General features: G+C 39.0%; 14 protein-coding genes. 2 read left to right on the forward strand and 12 right to left on the reverse strand.

From position 1 onward, the window contains the following. Window positions 1–119 precede the first annotated feature (119 nt). The 5 genes from tig to RG571_RS06675 form a co-directional block, all read right to left on the reverse strand. Window positions 120–1,409, reverse strand: a complete 1,290-nt coding sequence (gene tig / locus RG571_RS06655) for a trigger factor (RefSeq protein ID WP_002292069.1) — start codon at window positions 1,407–1,409, stop codon at window positions 120–122. A 153-nt stretch (window positions 1,410–1,562) separates the two neighbouring features. Beyond that, on the reverse strand, window positions 1,563–2,495 hold the full coding sequence (locus RG571_RS06660) for a hypothetical protein (RefSeq protein ID WP_002338797.1): 933 nt from the start codon (window positions 2,493–2,495) through the stop codon (window positions 1,563–1,565). A 156-nt stretch (window positions 2,496–2,651) separates the two neighbouring features. Beyond that, window positions 2,652–3,311, reverse strand: a complete 660-nt coding sequence (locus RG571_RS06665) for an RDD family protein (protein ID WP_002294427.1) — start codon at window positions 3,309–3,311, stop codon at window positions 2,652–2,654. 2 nt (window positions 3,312–3,313) lie between these two features. Then, complete coding sequence (sppA, locus tag RG571_RS06670; protein ID WP_002324980.1) at window positions 3,314–4,339, reverse strand: signal peptide peptidase SppA; 1,026 nt, start codon at window positions 4,337–4,339, stop codon at window positions 3,314–3,316. A gap of 12 nt (window positions 4,340–4,351) precedes the next feature. Next, window positions 4,352–4,642: a hypothetical protein gene (locus RG571_RS06675; protein WP_002326937.1), complete on the reverse strand. Its 291-nt coding sequence runs from the start codon at window positions 4,640–4,642 to the stop codon at window positions 4,352–4,354. 408 nt (window positions 4,643–5,050) lie between these two features. On the opposite strand from RG571_RS06675, the gene glmS reads away from it, so the two are divergent. Further along, window positions 5,051–6,856 carry a glutamine--fructose-6-phosphate transaminase (isomerizing) gene (gene glmS, locus RG571_RS06680; RefSeq protein WP_002338798.1) on the forward strand — a complete coding sequence of 602 codons (1,806 nt, stop codon included), beginning with the start codon at window positions 5,051–5,053 and terminating at the stop codon, window positions 6,854–6,856. A 71-nt stretch (window positions 6,857–6,927) separates the two neighbouring features. On the opposite strand, the gene glmM is transcribed toward glmS, so the two are convergent. The 4 genes from glmM to nifJ form a co-directional block, all read right to left on the reverse strand. Next, window positions 6,928–8,283, reverse strand: coding sequence for a phosphoglucosamine mutase (gene glmM, locus RG571_RS06685; protein ID WP_002287824.1), 1,356 nt, complete (start codon window positions 8,281–8,283; stop codon window positions 6,928–6,930). A 23-nt stretch (window positions 8,284–8,306) separates the two neighbouring features. After that, window positions 8,307–9,476 (reverse strand): YbbR-like domain-containing protein, encoded by a 1,170-nt coding sequence (locus RG571_RS06690; RefSeq protein WP_002294430.1) that lies wholly within the window; start codon window positions 9,474–9,476, stop codon window positions 8,307–8,309. Continuing rightward, window positions 9,473–10,360, reverse strand: a complete 888-nt coding sequence (gene cdaA, locus RG571_RS06695) for a diadenylate cyclase CdaA (protein WP_002338799.1) — start codon at window positions 10,358–10,360, stop codon at window positions 9,473–9,475. Before cdaA ends, RG571_RS06690 begins: the two co-directional genes overlap by 4 nt. A 188-nt stretch (window positions 10,361–10,548) precedes the next feature. Next, window positions 10,549–14,241, reverse strand: a complete 3,693-nt coding sequence (nifJ, locus tag RG571_RS06700) for a pyruvate:ferredoxin (flavodoxin) oxidoreductase (RefSeq protein ID WP_258430534.1) — start codon at window positions 14,239–14,241, stop codon at window positions 10,549–10,551. 198 nt (window positions 14,242–14,439) lie between these two features. Here nifJ and RG571_RS06705 point away from each other — a divergent pair, with 198 nt between their 5' ends. Continuing rightward, entirely contained in the window at window positions 14,440–14,961 is a 522-nt protein-coding gene (locus RG571_RS06705; protein WP_002287818.1) for a DsbA family protein, read from the forward strand. Window positions 14,962–15,659: 698 nt separating this feature from the next. Here RG571_RS06705 and RG571_RS06710 read toward each other — a convergent pair. From RG571_RS06710 to whiA, 3 genes are all read right to left on the reverse strand, one after another. Next, on the reverse strand, window positions 15,660–16,226 hold the full coding sequence (locus RG571_RS06710; protein WP_002338801.1) for a hypothetical protein: 567 nt from the start codon (window positions 16,224–16,226) through the stop codon (window positions 15,660–15,662). A 178-nt stretch (window positions 16,227–16,404) separates the two neighbouring features. Next, window positions 16,405–17,061 carry a hypothetical protein gene (locus RG571_RS06715; protein ID WP_002299629.1) on the reverse strand — a complete coding sequence of 219 codons (657 nt, stop codon included), beginning with the start codon at window positions 17,059–17,061 and terminating at the stop codon, window positions 16,405–16,407. A 567-nt stretch (window positions 17,062–17,628) separates the two neighbouring features. Next, the gene (gene whiA, locus RG571_RS06720; protein WP_002338802.1) at window positions 17,629–18,564 is read right to left on the reverse strand and encodes a DNA-binding protein WhiA; all 936 of its coding nucleotides are present in this window, start codon (window positions 18,562–18,564) and stop codon (window positions 17,629–17,631) included. Window positions 18,565–18,566: the final 2 nt, after the last annotated feature.

An 18,566-nucleotide genomic window follows, 5' to 3' on the forward strand; every position in this document is an offset into this window, starting at 1 on the left:
TGCATTTTTTACTCTTAACAAAAAATAAGGAACTGTGACAAAATCGTGTCACAGTCCCTTATTTCGAATAAACAATTTTCTAGAAGTAGCTTCTTCAGAAATGATTTATTACTTGATTTCTATTCTTTCGCTTCTGTCGCTGTACCTGTGATCAATTCGATTGCTTTTTTCATTGTCACATCATGTTCCAGCATATCTTCTGTCAACACGCGTTTGATTTGTTCGATTGGCATGTTGTATGTTTCTGATAATTCTTGGATTTCTGCATTGATTTCTTCTTCTGTTGCTTGAAGATTTTCAGCAGCTGCAATTGCTTCGATCACAAGATTTGTTCTTGTGCGCATTTCTGCTTCACCTTCGAATTGTTTATGCAAGTCTTCTTCTGTAGAACCAGTTAATTGATAGTACATTTCAGGAGAGATACCTTGACGTTGCATGTTGTTCAAGAATTCGTCCATTGAACGATGTACTTCATCATGAACCATCACGTGTGGCAATTCAACGATTTCTGCGTTTTCAACAGCCATACGGATCGCTGCTTCATCTTTTGCATCGTCCGCTGCTTTTTCTTTTGTTTCTACTAATTCTTTGCGATATTTTTCTTTCAATTCGTCTAATGTTGATACTTCGTCATCAACATCTTTTGCGAATTCGTCATCTAATTCAGGCACTTCTTTTGCTTTTACTTCATGGATTGTCACTTTGAAGACTGCTTCTTTTCCAGCAAGATCTTCTGCTTGATAATCTTCTGGGAAAGTTACATTTACATCTAGACTTTCACCTGATTTATGACCAACTAATTGATCTTCAAAACCTGGAATGAATGAGCCTGAACCTAATTCAAGTGAGTAATTTTCGCCTTTTCCGCCATCAAACGCTTCGCCATCTACAAAGCCTTCGAAGTCGATTACTACTGTATCGCCATTTTCAGCTGCAGCATCTTCTTTGATAACTAATTCAGCTTGTGCTTCTTGTTCACGTTTGATACGTGCATCCACGTCTGCATCTGTTACTTCACGGTCTTGTTTTTCAACAACTAGATCTTTATATTGTCCTAATTTTACTTCTGGTTTCACTGTTACTTCAGCAGTGATTACCCAGTCTTGACCTTTTTCCATGCTTTCAACATCGATTTTTGGTTGAGAAACAGGATCGATGCCAGCTTCTTTGACAGCAGCTTCATAAGCTTCTGGTAATACAGCATTCAATGCATCTTCATATAAAGCTTCTTCACCGTACATACGGTTGAATACTTGACGAGAAACTTTCCCTTTACGGAATCCAGGTACGTTCAAGCTTTTTTTCACTTTATTAAACGCAGTTGTTAATCCTTTTTGGATTTCGTCTTGCGCAATCGTAAATTTTAAAACACCATCATTCGTGCCTTTTTTTTCAAATGTTGCAGTCATTTAATTCCCTCCGAGTTTAGAAATTCATTTTATACATCAAAAACGTTTCATGCATACCTTTAAATAGTACACTAACCCTTTCAAATTGTAAACATATTGAATGGATAGAATCCTTGTTTTTCATAACATTTTTATCTTTTTCACTGATAAAATCTAATGGAAGAAGATCATTTGCTGCAAAATTTTTTCTCTTTTTTTTAAAAAATCTTGTTTTTCATCTTCTGTACCTTCATACATCGTTTTTCCTGTACACGCCTCTACAGTCAGTTGAAACCAGCGCTTCGGGTCTTCGATGTATGTATCATAGACAGGATAAACAATTGCAGATTGCAACGTGAATTCTTCTTTTAACACGGAGCTAAGCAGCGCATCTTCATTACCGTAACGATCTGAAAACACACATAATCGCTGGTAACTTGCCTGCTGCTGCGGCTTTGACAGATCTTTTGGTATGACTCTGACTAACTTTTCTTCAATCGTCAAATAGAAAACAGGACGGCATTCGTTCAATTGCCTAAGTGTCTCCAGTAATTTTGCCCTTGCTAAAATATGGACCTCTGGCGATACAATAAGTTTACTCGCTGTTTGGATAAACTCATGATAAGGAAGCTGTTCGATCTCATCAATAGACGCAAGCTGACGTGCAGGTTCCAACGAAGGAAGTTCCTCCGATTTATTGTGGAGTGCCTTGATCTTCTGCCTCTCCATTTGTCCGGATAATTCTTCTGCAAATTGGATTTTTTCAATGACCCGCTGCTCGAAAGCTTCATAAAAATCTGTACTTGCTATCAATTTTCTAGCATATAAAAAATCTTGTGTACTGATTAACAAGTCAAAATAAAATTCAGCAAACTCCTCATTTTGAAGATACTGTTTTTCATGCAAGAGTGCTTGCATCAATGCTTCTTTTTTCTCGTCCAACTCGTAAAGACAAAAAACAAGCAGGCTATTAGCCTCAAAGCTTTCTTTCAACTCGTAAGCTCGTTGAAATAATTCTTTTGCCTGCTGATATTGCTGGTTTGCTAGTGCTTGTTGTGCTACTCGCATTAAATTCTCATATTTTTCTGGAAAATCAATCGGCTTCACGCAGTGTCCTCCTCTTGCTCATGTTCAGCTCATGTTCAATAGTAGCAAAACAAAAAAAGCATGACAATTAAAAATAACTGAAGCACCCTCTAAAAGCTAGATTTTAGATCTGACTTTTAGAAGGTGCTTTCAACTGTTACTGCTTTTTATTGCTCATCAGCTGTTGACTTCCTGGTTGAATGCTTTGATCAGATTGATCGTAACAACACTTGTATTAGTGAAAAAATCGCCCAGATGTTGCTTTTTCTGATTAAAGATTGCTGGAAGATACCCTAACATCAGCAAAGGAAATTTTAGAATGAACCGGCAAGCACCTTCTCTAACTAAAACGGTTGACCAGCTAAGTTCTTCTTCATCAAAGCTGATGACTCGAATACCAAAGATCATTTTTCCAATCGTTTGGCCATGATTGAATTTCGTCAATAAAATAAAATACGCTAGATAAATAAGTAAAGCTGTGAATCCGTAGAGACTCAGATAAGAATCTGAAAAATTAAGCCAACCTAGATTTTTGGCAATACCAAGTGTTAAACGCGTAATAGCTCCGATACACAAAAGATCGACCAAGAAAGCAAACATTCGGATAAAAAAACCTGCATAGAAATACTTAGGAAAATCATTTGCTTTCGGCGGTTCATTTCTTGTGTCCGTATACTTTTTCCATTTACGTTGTTTCTTTTTGATTTCTTCGGGCGTCAAAGGCTCTCTTTCAAAAGAGCTCAGTACCTTTTGGGAAAAGTTGGAGTCAGGTCCTACAGCAGGCTGCTGTTGCTTATCTTTTTCTTGTTCCTTATTTTCATTTGAAAGCTCTGACATGCTTACTCACCTCCGTAATAATACATTGCTTTTGGTGATTCCGCTGTCCCTAGATTCTCAAGAACGGATAAGATCTGACTAGTCTCAGAAGGCTTCAATCCCTGGAATTCTGCTAGTTTACTTCCTAACCATGTACTAGCAAACCCAGATGGCGTGGAAGAATATTCTACTAGTTCCGCATCTTCAAGCTGTTGTTCCTTTCGCATAGCTTTTAAAGCATCTTCAGGAAATCCCAATTCATCGACTAAACCTACTTCTTTTGCTTGGACACCATCATAAATCCTTCCATCAGCAATTTTTTTGACTTCTTCTTCAGATTTATTCCGTCCCTCGCTGACGATTGCTACAAAACGACTATATGCGCTGTCGATATATGCTTGAAGCACCGCTTCTTCTTCTTTTGTCTCTGGTCGCGTTCCTGAACCCATATCTTTCAACGCTCCGCTTTTAACTGTTGTATCTTCCACACCCAGTTTTTCTAGAAGTCCTGAATAATTCAATCCTGACATGATCACACCAATTGAGCCGGTCACTGTTTCTTCTGTTGCAAAGATTTTATCTGCTTGAGCAGAAATATAGTAGCCACCGCTAGCTGCCATGTTTTTCATGCTGACATACATTGGGATATCATGTTCTTTACGAATCGTATCCAATTTCTTAGCGATTTCCGCACTTTCGTAGACACCGCCACCAGGAGAATTTACTTCTAAAAAGATACCTTTGACTGTTGGATCTTCTTCAATCGCCTTCAGTTGTTCCATAAAATTTTTATGATTGTAACCTTCAGAAGCAAATAAACCTGAAGACCCTCCCGCAGCAATCGTTCCATCTACTGATAATTTTACGATTTTTTGCGTACTGTCTCCCTCTTCCAGCACATTTGGAGCTAGTTCTTCATCCCCATATAACCAACTGTTCAATCCCTCAATTTGATCGTTTTCCTGAGGCTTAGTCAAACTAGCTGAAACTAACGAAACCACAAATAATCCTGCAGCAATCAGAACTGCTGCCCAACGTCTTTTATTCATTCTTTCTCCTTTCTAATACAAGTTTTTTATGACGATCACAGTTTCTGACTGCTCAGAAGTGTCGAACCGCTCTGCTTTTTCTTCCCGCGCATACCCGGAAAACGACTCTTTTGTCAATTCATCTTCTACCGTAAACTCACGAGTTTGAGCAACTTCCAAGGCATCAGGTGCGATTTCTTGGATGCTATCCCAGCCAGTATCTAAAAATATTTTCGTATCATCTGATACACCAGCTGATGCTTCGAATTTGGACAATTGTTTTTTTAACATTCCCAGTGTCATGATCTCAATTTTTGAATCCATTTTTACTCCTCCTCTATCCGATTACTTTCTATTGTACCGAACTCCTGAAAAAGATGATAGATAAAAACCCATTATTTTTTGACATAAAAAGAGCATTTGACAAAGCATTTGATATATACCAATTTATTTTTTATTCTTTTTTTGTTGACAAGTACATTCGCAAAAGGTTATGATTTTAAATGTTTCCAGATAAAAAACAAAAAGGAGGATAGTTATACCTTTTAGGATAGCGCCAGGTCTGTGTAAACAGATGACGAGGAGAGGGTTTATCGAAAGATTCGGCGGATGGCCCTAGGGACTGCACTCTACAGAAAATCCACAAAAAGTATCTGCAAAGATAAAACAAAAGGATTTTCCTGCAGCTGGAAGCATTCATACGAATTCATTATAGAAAGTAGGATGTTTTTTATGTGCGGAATTGTTGGAATGATTGGATTAAAAAATGTAACACCAGGATTGATTGACGGTCTAGAAAAATTAGAATACCGTGGATATGATTCAGCTGGTATCTTTGTCTCAGATGGCACAACTGATTATCTGGTCAAAGCACAAGGCAGAATTCAAAATTTGAAAAACAAAATAAATATTGATACTACAGGAAATATAGGTATTGGTCATACACGTTGGGCAACTCACGGGCAACCTTCTGAAGAAAACGCCCATCCACATACTTCCCAAAGTGGACGCTTCGTGCTCGTTCACAATGGCGTAATCGAAAACTTTGAAGAACTTAAAATTGCTTATTTAGCAAATGACCACTTTATTGGTGAGACCGATACTGAGATTATCGCTCATCTAATTGAAACTTTTGCGAAAGATACTACAACGCAAGAGGCGTTTTTAAAAGCTTTGCGGGTCATCAAAGGTTCTTACGCTTTCGCTTTGATTGATCGTACAGCACCTGATGTTATTTACGTCGCTAAAAATAAAAGTCCACTATTAATCGGACTTGGCGATGGATTCAATGTGATTGCCAGCGATGCAATGGCTATGCTTGCTCATACGAAGGAATTCGTTGAGATTGAAGATGAAGAGATGGTTACCGTCACATCAGAAAAAGTTATTATTCAAAATTTTGCAGGTGACATCGTAGAACGTTCTTCATTCGAAGCACAAGTAGATTCTTCAGATATCGAGAAAGGTACCTATCCTTTTTATATGCTGAAAGAAATCGACGAACAGCCTATTATCATGCGTCGTATCGCTCAAAAATACGTAACAGAAGACAATCGTGTCTCTCTTGATCAAAAGCTGGTCGATACATTGTCTGATAGCGATCGAATCTATATCGTTGCTTGCGGAACTAGTTACCATGCGGGTTTAGCAGGTAAACAGACTTTGGAAAAATTGACACAGATTCCTGTTGAGGTTCATTTAGCCAGTGAATTTGGCTATAACACACCTCTTCTTTCAAAAAAACCATTCTTTATTTTCTTGAGTCAAAGTGGCGAAACAGCAGACAGCCGCCAAGTGCTGGTAAAAATCAGCCGTCTCGGCTACCCTTCACTTACGATTACAAATGTTGCTGGTTCTACTCTTTCGCGGGAAGCATCCTTTACACTGCTATTGCATGCTGGACCCGAAATCGCAGTAGCATCAACGAAAGCTTATACTGCACAAATAGCTGTACTAACTTTATTAGCCAAAGCTATCGGTGATAAAAAAGAATTTGAAACTTCTCTTGTATTCGATATCACTCATGAATTGAGTTTAGTTGCTAATGCGATGGAATCGGTCATCGCCCAAAAAGATTATTTAGAAGAGTTGGCAGCAGTATATTTCAGCGATACAAGAAATGCCTTTTACATTGGACGTGGCGCTGACTACAACGTTTCTCTTGAAGCTGCTTTGAAATTGAAAGAAATCAGTTATATCCAGGCAGAAGGTTTTGCCGCTGGCGAATTGAAACATGGAACGATTGCTTTGATCGAAGAAGGAACACCAGTGATCGGAATCATCAGTGAAGAAGTGACTGGTGCGCATACTCGAGGAAACCTGAAAGAAGTCGAAAGCCGTGGCGCTAAAACACTAGTTATTGTCTCAGAGGGATTAGAAAAGGAAAGTGACCAGCTGGTGCTACCAACTGTCCACCCTTATCTAACTACTCTAACCACAGTCGTACCGACTCAATTACTTGCATATTACGCAACGCTATTACGGGGATTCGACGTTGACAAACCACGTAATTTAGCGAAATCAGTGACAGTAGAATAATAAAAGAACAGGAGCCAGTGTCAGACATCTGACACTGGTCCTTGTTCTTTTATTTTTTATGAAAATATCTCTTAATCCAGTCCAATTTCTTCTTTGACTACTGCTGCGATTTTATCGACATAGTAATTGACTTTCTCATCAGTAGGCGCTTCTGCCATCACTCGAAGTAATGGTTCTGTACCGGAAGGACGAACTAGGATTCTTCCTTCTGATCCCATTTCAGCTTCTGCCTCTTCAATCACTTTTTTGATTGCCGGAACATCCATCGCACCGTTCTTATCACTTACGCGGATATTCACTAATTTTTGCGGATAGATTGTTACCTCTGCTGCAAGCTCTGATAATTTCTTACCTGTCTGTTTCATGATATTCAGTAACTGAATTCCTGAAAGCATCCCATCTCCAGTTGTGTTAAAATCTAAGAAAATCATGTGCCCAGACTGCTCGCCGCCAAAGTTATAATCGTTTTTGCGCATTTCTTCTACAACGTAACGATCACCAACTTGTGTAACGACATCTTTCAAACCGATTCCTTCCACCGCTTTGTGGAATCCTAAGTTACTCATGACAGTCGTAACGATCGTATCTTTTTTCAACCGATTTTTTTCTGCCAAATATTTAGCACAGATAAACATGATTTTATCACCGTCGACGATGTTTCCAAGTTCATCCACCGCAATAATACGATCGCCATCGCCATCGAAAGCTAGTCCAGCATCTGCTCCTTTTTCAACGACCATCTCAGCTAAACGTTCTGGATGGGTAGAGCCTACGCCGTCATTGATATTTAACCCGTCTGGATTTGTGCCCATGGTATAAAAATCTGTTTCAAGATCGGCAAACAAACGATTAACACTTGTTGAAGTTGCTCCGTTTGCTGCATCGACACAAATGGTCAAACCGGAAAGGTCACCGTTGATCGTTTGTACAAGGAATTGAGAATATTTCAATAAGCCTTCTGGAAATTCTTCTACAGTTCCCAATCCTTCAGCTGATGGACGAGGCAATTCATCCACTTCAGCATCTAATAATGCTTCAATTTCTAGCTCTTGGTCATCTACTAATTTAAAACCATCTGCACCGAAAAATTTGATTCCATTATCTTGTGCTGGATTATGAGAAGCAGAAATCATGACCCCTGCGCTTGCTTTTTGCAAACGTGTCAGATAAGCAACACCTGGTGTAGAGATCACACCTAGCTGAAACACTTCGATACCCACCGATAAAAGTCCTGAAATCAGCGCTTCTTCTAACATTTGACCTGAGATTCTTGTATCCCGCCCTACTAACACGCGTGGGCGTTTTCCTTCTTCTTCATGCTGGCTTAGGACATAACCTCCGCACCGTCCCAGCTTAAATGCAAGTTCTGGCGTAAGTTCCTTGTTGGCTTCACCGCGTACGCCGTCTGTTCCAAAATATTTACCCATAGTTGTAAAATTACTCCTTTAACTTAATTTTCTGAGGAATTTGTTCTGCTCATTTGCGTTGATTCGCTTGTTTCTGATGTTTCTTCTGTACTTGTGGTCGAGCTGCTTGTCCCAGATTCCGAACTGGAAGAAATGGTTGTTGTCGATGGTTCCGTTCCTGAATCAGCAGATGAAATACTTCTACTCGTACTTGTATTTTCTTGTGTCCGACTGCTCGTCGAAGCAGAGCTACTGCTTGACGTTTGCAATACGGGTGTAATCTCCACACTAACTGATTCGGGCTTGATACTTAACCCCTCTTCTACTGGTATTTCAATTTTACGAGTTGTTCGATGATTGATACCTGAGACATTGATCGGTACAGCAATACTGTCACCGATCGATGCAAGCAAATCGCTAGAGCCGCTTACTTCTGCTTCCAGTTTTGAAAAACTGAAATCATAGCTTTCTACCCCGGCAGCTGGTGTTCCTTGCTGTATCCCATAAAGTCGTACCGACTTGCTTGGCTTGATTGAATCAGCTTTCACTGTTACTTGCACTGGATCAGAGACGATACTTAATACTTCCCCTGCTGCATTCAGCGCCTGTATTGGGACCTCACTATTAATCCCATCATCTGTGACCATCGAAGCGTCCACATCAGCTACTACTCGTTTGATTTCTGCCAATGTTTTGTCACCTGTAGTGATAGAGACTTTTTTAGGACTAACGGAAGTATCATCAAGTTCATATCCAGATGGTGTGAACGTTGAAGGAATCAACGTTTCCACATCGAAATCTTTTATTACCTTTTTCTCAACCGTTACTGTAATAGTCGATGGTTCGATCTTTGCTGTGACAGCACTGCTCAAATTTTGAATTTTTAGCGGAACTTCATGTGTTCCTTCGCCCAGCTTAGTGATATCTGCTGTGACACGGAACATCCGTGTATCTTCGTTTGCCTCTGCATTCAACTGAACTCGGTTTGCACTGGAAAGTTTGACAGTCACTGCATTTTCATATCCATGGATATAGTAGCGCTTTGAATCATAAGAAATCTTGATAGGCACCCCAGTAACTGTTTGATTATACGCTTCATTTCCAGAAAGCGTATTTGGAACGGACTGGCCATTTGCATTGAAGTACAGCGCAATACTGAACAGCAATGCAATAAAACTGTAAAGAATGCTTGTCCGTTTCTCTTTTGAAATCATTTGCGATCCCCTCCCTTAGTCATACCGTCTAGGAAAGATTGAATCACGTTTTTCTTGTTTTTTGTTTTCTCTTCAGCAATCAGTTCTCTACGCATAATTGCCAAATATTCTTGCTGGGATAAGCCAGCCATCAGTTCATTATCTAATGTAATGCTGACATCCCCGGTTTCTTCAGAGACAACGATGGTAATCGCGTCGCTGACTTCGCTTATACCGACAGCTGCCCGGTGTCGAGTCCCGAATTCTTTAGGAATCAACATACTTTCTGATAGAGGAAGATAGGCGCTTGCTACTGCGATCTTTCCTTCTTTTACAATAACTGCACCGTCATGCAGCGGTGTATTAGGAATAAAGATATTGATCAGCAGCTCTCCAGTGATATCTGCATCTAATGCAATTCCTGTCTCAATATACTCATCTAATCCAGTATGCCGTTCGATAGTAATTAGCGCACCGATTTTTCGCTTGGACATATATTGGATGGCTTTGTCAAAAGACAAGATCATCTTCTCATCTTCCTGCTGTTCGCTTTTTGATTGTTTGAAAAGCGAACTGCGTCCAAGATGTTCTAGTCCTCTCCGGATTTCCGGCTGAAAAATCACGATAGCAGCTATCACCCCATACGTGATGACTTGGTTCATCAACCAAGACAAAGTGTGCAGACCAATGATTTCCGCTACGATTCGGATAACAATAAAGATAGCTACACCTTTCAGAAGCTGAATCGCTTTTGTGCCACGCAGCAGTTGGATCAGTTTGTATACAAGATACCAGACAACCAGAATATCAAGTATGTTCACCAAAAAATTCAGAGAGAACAAGTCACCGGAAAACATTTGCTGCCAATAGTCCAAATTGAAAAGTTCCCCGATTTGAAATGACATAAAAAGCCTCTCTTCTCTTTTGAGATTTCCTCTTTAGTATATCATATGTTTTAATTTTAGAGGCTGATCTGCTCGTTTTTTTCTTGATAAAAACGCATAATTTTCAAGAAAATTGCAAGTATGCGTTTTATTTTTCTCTGCAATAAATATTTTTAAACTTCAGAGAATTATTCATTATATTTTTTCTGTTATTTTTCCTTTTTTTCTTTTGTAGCTTGTTCCATTTTTTTACGTCGTTCTGCTCTGGCAGCTCTTCTAGCAGCTCTTCTTTCTTCTGCTTCAAGATCCGTCGTTTTTTCTTTTCTAGTCTTAACGGGTACATCGATAGATTCCTCTGGTTCAAGTCGTTTCTTGATTTTTTCTAATTCTCCCGTCAGTGCAGCATAGTTGTAAAAACGTGTTTTAGCGTCGTGGACAGTCTTTTCAAATAAAGCTTTTGCAAGATTTGGATTTGCGTTCTCTAGCGAGGAAAAGCGAACTTGTTTCCTCATGAAATCAGGCATAGCAGAGAAATCAGGTTTTTTGTAGTCCAAAGTCATTGGTTTCTTGTTTTTTTCGACCATTGCAGGGTTATATCGATACAATGACCAATAACCAGAAGAAACAGCTTCTTTTGCTTCTTTAAGCGATTCTTTCATTCCGCCAAGCAAGCCATGTGTGATACAAGGCGTATAGGCAATAATCAGAGAAGGACCAGGATACTTTTCTGCTTCTTCAAATGCCTTGATCGTTTGCATTTGATTGGCACCTGAAGCAATTTGCGCCACATAAACATTTCCATATGTCATCGCCATCATTCCTAGATCTTTCTTTGAAGCATACTTTCCACTAGCCGAAAATTTAGCGATTGCCGAAGCTGGTGTTGCTTTTGAGGTTTGACCGCCAGTATTGGAATAGACTTCGTTATCCAAAACAAGGATATTCACGTCTGCTCCGCTGGCAAGTACATGATCGATCCCGCCAAAACCAATGTCGTAAGCCCATCCGTCTCCACCAATCATCCATTGGCTGTTTTTTACGAATAGATCCTTTCTCTTGTATATATCCTCCAGTTCAGGGAAAATTGATCGTTCGCTTTCGATCGCAGCTTGCAGTTTTGCTGCTCTTTGCTGCGTTCCTTCACTCTCAAACATGTGTACCAACCAGTCTTCCATCAATTCTCGTAGTTCTTCTGATACTTTTGGCAATACCTCTTTGATTGAACTTGCCAAAGCCTCGCGACGAGTCTGTGCCGCTAGAAGCATACCATAACCAAATTCAGCATTATCTTCCAATAAAGAATTTGACCATGCAGGCCCCTGACCACATTCATTTGTCGTATAAGGAGAAGCAGGAGAAGCACCGCCCCAAATAGAAGAACAGCCTGTCGCATTCGCGATCATCATTCGATCACCGAACATTTGTGTCAATAATTTTACATAAGGTGTTTCGCCACAGCCTGAGCAAGCGCCCGAGAATTCAAGAAGCGGTTGATTGAATTGTGTAGACAAGACAGTATTCTTTCCTTTGACTGGATTTGCTTTTTGTCTTAATGTCATTGCAAAAGCCCAATTCACAGCTTGTTCTTTCTGTTCTTCATAAGGCTTCATCACTAAAGCTTTTTCTTTTGCGGGACAAGCCTCTACACACAGACCACAACCTGTACAGTCTTCCACTGAAACTTGGATACGGTATTTTACGCCGTCTGCGCCTCGCATTTCTCTCACGATAAATCCTTCTGGCGCTTCTTCCATTTCCTCTTCATCTGCTAAAAATGGACGGATGGCAGCATGAGGACAAACAAAGGCACATTCATTACACATCGTACAGCGATCACTAATCCACTCAGGTACTTCTAAAGCGACGCCCCGCTTTTCCATAGAAGCCATTCCTAAAGGCATCTCTCCTGTTGTCATTCCATTTGCTACAAGTGTACCAACAGAGAGTTGATTTCCTTCCTGTGCATTCACTGGTTCAAGTATTTCTTGTACATAACCAGTGTTCCTTTTATTGATTTTTTCAGGCATCTCCAACGTTCTCCAATGTTCTGGGATCGCGACTTGATGAAGCAGTTCGGTCGTCCGGTCGATTGCTTGTATGTTTTTTTCTACGATAGCCATTGATTTATGTCCATAGCTTTTCAGGGCTTCTTCTTTTAGCAGCGGAATCACTTCATCAAAAGGAATGATGTCAGCTAATTTAAAAAATGCCGTTTCCATTGCCGTATTGATCCGGCGTCCCAAACCGACTTCTTGGGCCAATCTCATGGCATTGATCGTATAGAATCTAATGTTATTTTCAGCCAAGTAACGTTTTAATTTTAAGGGCAGATGCGTTTCTAATTGTTCGTCGCTCCAAAGAGTATTCAATAAAAAAATGCCACCTGGCTTCAATCCTTTGACCAAGTTATAGCTATGCAGGTAAGCTGGTGTGTGACAGGCAACAAGGTCCGCATGCTCGACAAGATACGCAGAACGTATCGGCGTATCTCCAAAACGAAGATGAGAGACAGTCAGACCACCAGATTTTTTCGAATCATAATAAAAATAGCCTTGCGCATATTTATCGGTGTGATCTCCAATAATCTTGATAGCTGATTTATTTGCTCCGACTGTTCCGTCAGATCCAAACCCCCAAAACTTGGCCTGGAATGTTTGCGGTTCTGTCAAATCCAGACTTTCCTTTGGTTCCAAAGATTGATAAGTCACATCATCAACGATACCTATGGTGAAACGTTTTTTGCTTATGCTTGGGTCTTTTTGCAATTCATCAAAAACTGCTGAGATTTGGTCAGGAGTCACATCTTTAGAACCCAATCCGTAGCGACCACCAATAACAGCCGGGCGAAGTTCAGAATCATATAACGCACTTTGAACGTCTAATAAGAGAGGTTCTCCACCTGCCCCTGGTTCTTTACTTCGATCAAGAACAGCAATTGTTTTTACTGTATGAGGCAACTTTTGCACGAATGTTTCCACTGGAAAAGGACGATAAAGATGGATATTCAAAAAACCTGTTTTCCGTCCGTTTGCATTCAAGTAATCAATCGTTTGTTCAATCGTCTGTGCAACTGATCCCATAGAAACAATGACTTCTTCCGCATCGTCTGCTCCGTAATAAGTCACCAAGTCATAAGAAGTTCCTCGTAATCGGTTGATCTCTTTCATATATTTTTGAACGATTTCAGGTAATTTATCATAATAGGGGTTGATCGTTTCCCGTTGTTGAAAATGGATGTCTGGATTCTGGTTCGTACCACTAACAGTCGGATGATTGGGATTCATCCCTCGTTTACGAAATGAAGCTAATTTCTCCTGATTGATCAGAGGAGCTAATTCTTCATATTCCAAAACTTCGATTTTTTGAATCTCGTGACTCGTACGGAATCCATCAAAGAAATTCAAAAAAGGTACTTCTCCTTCAATAGAAGCAAGATGGGCAACAGGTGCTAAATCCATCACTTCTTGTACACTGCTTTCAGCTAACATAGCAAATCCTGTTTGTCTTGCAGCCATCACGTCTCCGTGATCTCCGAAAATATTCAACGCATTTGTCGTCACTGCCCGACTAGCAACATGGAAAACACTTGGCAGTAGTTCCCCAGCAATCTTGTACATATTCGGTATCATCAAAAGCAGCCCTTGAGAAGCGGTATATGTAGTTGTCAGTGCACCAGTTTTCAATGATCCATGGACCACACCAGCTGCTCCTGCTTCGGATTGCATTTCTACTACTTTTACTGGTTGACCGAATACATTTTCTTTTCCTGCTGCTGACCATTGATCTACTAATTCAGCCATGGTCGAACTGGGTGTTATTGGATATATTGCAGCAATCTCGGTAAATGCATAAGAAATATATGCGGCTGCCGTATTGCCATCCATTGTTTTCATTTTTCGCATGATTCATCATCCTTGTTCATATTCTCTCTTATTATCTGTTCCATTATAACGTAAAACATTCCATTTTTTTCTTTTATTTATAAAAATATTTCACATATGTCTATTTGAATTGGTCATCTAATTTTTAGACAAACAGTCTAAATTGTTGCCTTTTTTTATCAGACATGTATAAACTATAAGCGAAAGAGGTGTTTTAACATGGATATATCAGTGATTGATGCAACGAAAACAAATACACAAAAAGGAATCCTTTATGGTTCATCGAATGCTCCTAAAAAAATGGTCGAATTCATCAACCTAGCTTGTCCGTATTGCCGACAATGGTTTGAAGAATCTTATGAGCTATTAGAAGAAGCAGTCCAAAGCGGGCAATTGCAGCGAGTGATCAAATTGTTCGATAAAGAAAAAGAAAGCTTGCAGCGAGGAAACGTGATGCACCGGTATCTCACAATCAGCGATGGTCAAAAAGCGATCAAAGAGATCAAACAAATATTCGATACTCAAGACGAGTGGAAACATCTTTCTCTCCAAGAAGTAGCGGATTTTGCAGTAGATAAACTAAAGCTGACAGAACAAAAAGACGAACAGCTGAGCCAAGCTGTCATCAACGAAGCTGAGCAAGCACATATTCGATTTGTTCCGACTGTCATCTTGGGTAAAGAAATCTTTGATGAATCTATTTCAATAGAGGAATTAAAAGAATTGATCCAAACAAAATAAAAAAATAAGGAGCGTGGGACAAAAGTAAAGAACACTTTTGTCTCACGCTCTAAACACCTATAAACGGCGGAAGCAGAAGCAACTCCTTCTTATTTCTTGGAGTTAAACGCTTCTGTCCCAGCCTCCTTATTCCGAATAAATGGTGTCCAAAAGCTTGCATCTGCCAGATTATCTCATTTCTTATGACAAGCTGAGCAAATTATCTCCACCAAATAATTTATTCATATTTTTGACTTGCGCATACTAACTAATTCTTAAATTTTCATACAAAATTTCTCAAATCCCCTTAACGAGTAATATTTATGTACGGTGATTCACACTAGTATCCCAATCACTTTTTAAGTTATCCCGATTTCAATTCTACTTCAAAAATAGTTGCTTTTATGTATGCTGTTAGTTGATTAGATGGTCGTTTGTTGAGCTAGGTCGTTTATTTTAAACAAGTTGTTTCTTTAGCTTATACCTATCTCGTCTACCAAACGCAAGATGGCAAACACAAATGCATACGCATCTGTATTTGCCACTTTGATTCGTATAAAGCTAACAACTCCTAACTCCTCTCATTTAATAGTTGCTCTCTTTTTTATTCAGATACATTTTTGCTGATCACAGCCTAGTATTTCAATGGTTTTGAACACTAAACCAAATTGTTCCATTACAACATTCACTGGCTGATGAAATGGATTAATAGATTTCGATTATTCAAAGCGATTTTCTATTGGTGAATTGTGTTCCCAACTAACAAGACGGATTCCAAAGTCATTATATAACTCTTCAAGAGTTAACCCTTTCCTGTTCCCAATAGATGTATCTCTCCCACGCTCGATATAAAATATGGAGTTTCGAATGCCAAGACCTGGCAAATCTTTCCTTGTTACAGTTACACTGCTACTAACTTCCCCCATATAAAATCCAGCTCCTCCAAAATGATAATATATTTTTCGACCATCATCTAACTCATGTAACAATAATTGTTGTGCCCTCTTGTCACTCGCCAAATGCAAACGCCACGTGCGATACCATGCCATGCTACCTGCATCTGCAGAAAATCCATCAAATAATGCAACAATTGTATCTTCTATCACAATCCTTTCCCCATCTACTTCATATTCTAATCTAAAATCAAACTCCCCTCGGGTAATCGCAGGTCTTGGTGGCTTAGGACCCAATATTATTCTACTTAAAACCGCATTCGTTCCCAGATGAAACACAGCTATAACAACAATAATGATTAATATTTTGTTTCTATTTGATAAATTTCTCATTATTCGCAAATCACCTCTACATTCTCACATACTAGTTCGTAATACTCCTTTAATATCAAAATATCTACTGATCGTAATAATATTCGCTATGAATTCCTACTACTCGTATAAGAAAGGCCAAATCATCAGCTTTTACTTGCTGATGATTTGGCTTGTTTCTATTTATCGTAATTGTTTTCTAATCACCAAAATTGTTAACAATCGGTTCAGATATTTCCCAATTCACTAGCCTTATATTATATTGATTTAACAATTCTTCTTCATTTATTGTATTTTGATCAAGCGGACCAAATTGTTCTAATAATTCTTTGTCATGTAAAATATCCCTTCTAGTAATGCCTCTTTCCCTTTCAATGAAAGAAGCACTAGGAAAAGTATGATTATAACCATTCAACCTATCTCCCATGTAATAATTAGCAGGTCCTGGAAAATAAAATATTTGCTTATTATCACTAACTTCTAACAGCAACACTAAATCTTCTCCGCTGGCTAAACGACTTGTCCATCTACGATATCTCCCTATGCCTTCGTTCATTCCAAATCCATCAAATTCAACTATTAACGTGTCTTCTATCACATGTAATTCTTCATTCAATTCATACTCAAGTCTAAAAGGAAATTCTCCATATGTAATCTCTGGCAATGGTGGTGCTGGAGTTCTCCAAATAAATACAATAACTGTGAATAGAAAAAATCCAACGATCGATATAAATGTTATGAGACCTGCTCGAAGTAAAACCCGATATAATAAAAATGCTGTATTTCGCTTTGCTATATCTAGAAAAATAAAAAGTACTGCAATCATAATGATAGTAAAAGTTGTAAAAAAACGCATTTTTGTCCTCCCTTTATAAACATCGATTCTCAAATTCTAAACCAAATCTTGGTAGTTCAAGTTCAGGTATAACGTATTCCAACCATACATCTCAATTACTATTTATGAACTTATGATTATCACTGAATAAATCACTCCATCCCCTTGTTAAAACTTCTACATTAATTACACCTGGTTGTTTTCGACTAGCTAATCCAATGAACTTATCAACCATCCTTATCCACCAACCACGAGAATCTTGACCAGAAGTAAGAAGAGCAGTTCTCAAGGATGATCGAGCAGTTCCTTCCAGTTTTTTAATTAATCAGGCCAGTTATAGATAAATACTTGATCTTATCTATATCAGGACTTCTATATTAAGCAAAAATTTATGTACAAAACTAAAATCTTCATTCAGTTGTCTCCCCGCTTTTTATACGATTGTATTAAAAACAATAGAAGCCTTTCCAAATTATGTTACTCCAGTAAAGATGGAATTATAGTTTGACGGAAGAAAAGCAAGTATAACTTTAAAAAAAAACTGATACATTCGCATCTCCTGCTTCATGTATCAGTTTTTTCTTTGGATTAAACTGCTTCTTCACGCAGTTTTTCCGCAAATTCATTTATTTTGCGAATTCGGTGATTAATTCCCGATTTTGATATCGCACCTGAGGGAATCATTTCCCCTAATTCTTTCAAGCTGACCTCTGGATGTTGAAGCCGAAGTTCTGCGATTTCCTGAAGTTTTTCAGGAAGGGCATGTAGACCGACCTTTGCTTCGATCAATTCGATGTTTTCGATTTGTTTAGAAGCCGCATCAATCGTCTTGTTCAGATTTGCTGTCTCACAATTGACTAGACGATTGACCGAATTTCTCATATCCCGTACGATTCGAACATCTTCAAATCGGAGCATTGAGTTGGTTGCACCAATCAATGTTAAGAAATCAGCAATTTTTTCTGCTCCTTTTAAATAAGAAATATAGCCATTGCGCCGTTCAAGCGTTCGAGCATGTAGACCGTAATAATTTAACATATCGCAAATGTCTTGGTTATGCTGTTCATAAATAGAAAATATTTCCAAATGATAACGGCTCGTTTCCGGATTATTGACTGAACCTGAGGCCATAAAAGCACCACGTAAGTAAGAACGCATTTTTTGCGAATTTCCCATAATCTCGTCCGAAACGTGTCCATTGAACATCATACCATCCATGATATCAAGATCCATCAACACATATTTTGTGCCTTGCTTCAACCGGACGATATAGACATTGTTCTTTTTTAATTTCATTTTTTTACGAACGAGTAGCTCACTTCGTACCTGATAATGATCTTTCAAAAGAGAATAGATACGTCTGGCAATTGCAGCATTTTCTGTTTGGACGTTCAAAATAAACTGCTGGTTCACAATACCTAAAGAGCCGTTCATTCGCAGCAAAGCAGCTAATTCCGCTTTCGCATGTTCTCGATGAACTTCCAAACCAGTTAGTTCTTTCTTCACATCTGCAGCAAATGACATCC

The organism is Enterococcus sp. FR204, assembly GCF_031143325.1.
GTDB classification, from domain to species: domain Bacteria; phylum Bacillota; class Bacilli; order Lactobacillales; family Enterococcaceae; genus Enterococcus_B; species Enterococcus_B faecium.

What these genes read in the sequence shown, in the direction of transcription:
- tig (WP_002292069.1), bottom strand. Translation starts at nt 1,409, where the DNA reads ATGACTGCAACATTTGAAAAAAAAGGCACGAATGATGGTGTTTTAAAA.
- RG571_RS06665 (WP_002294427.1), bottom strand. Translation starts at nt 3,311, where the DNA reads ATGTCAGAGCTTTCAAATGAAAATAAGGAACAAGAAAAAGATAAGCAA.
- sppA (WP_002324980.1), bottom strand. Translation starts at nt 4,339, where the DNA reads ATGAATAAAAGACGTTGGGCAGCAGTTCTGATTGCTGCAGGATTATTT.
- RG571_RS06675 (WP_002326937.1), bottom strand. Translation starts at nt 4,642, where the DNA reads ATGGATTCAAAAATTGAGATCATGACACTGGGAATGTTAAAAAAACAA.
- glmS (WP_002338798.1), top strand. Translation starts at nt 5,051, where the DNA reads ATGTGCGGAATTGTTGGAATGATTGGATTAAAAAATGTAACACCAGGA.
- glmM (WP_002287824.1), bottom strand. Translation starts at nt 8,283, where the DNA reads ATGGGTAAATATTTTGGAACAGACGGCGTACGCGGTGAAGCCAACAAG.
- RG571_RS06690 (WP_002294430.1), bottom strand. Translation starts at nt 9,476, where the DNA reads ATGATTTCAAAAGAGAAACGGACAAGCATTCTTTACAGTTTTATTGCA.
- cdaA (WP_002338799.1), bottom strand. Translation starts at nt 10,360, where the DNA reads ATGTCATTTCAAATCGGGGAACTTTTCAATTTGGACTATTGGCAGCAA.
- nifJ (WP_258430534.1), bottom strand. Translation starts at nt 14,241, where the DNA reads ATGCGAAAAATGAAAACAATGGATGGCAATACGGCAGCCGCATATATT.
- RG571_RS06705 (WP_002287818.1), top strand. Translation starts at nt 14,440, where the DNA reads ATGGATATATCAGTGATTGATGCAACGAAAACAAATACACAAAAAGGA.
- RG571_RS06710 (WP_002338801.1), bottom strand. Translation starts at nt 16,226, where the DNA reads ATGAGAAATTTATCAAATAGAAACAAAATATTAATCATTATTGTTGTT.
- RG571_RS06715 (WP_002299629.1), bottom strand. Translation starts at nt 17,061, where the DNA reads ATGCGTTTTTTTACAACTTTTACTATCATTATGATTGCAGTACTTTTT.
- whiA (WP_002338802.1), bottom strand. Translation starts at nt 18,564, where the DNA reads ATGTCATTTGCTGCAGATGTGAAGAAAGAACTAACTGGTTTGGAAGTT.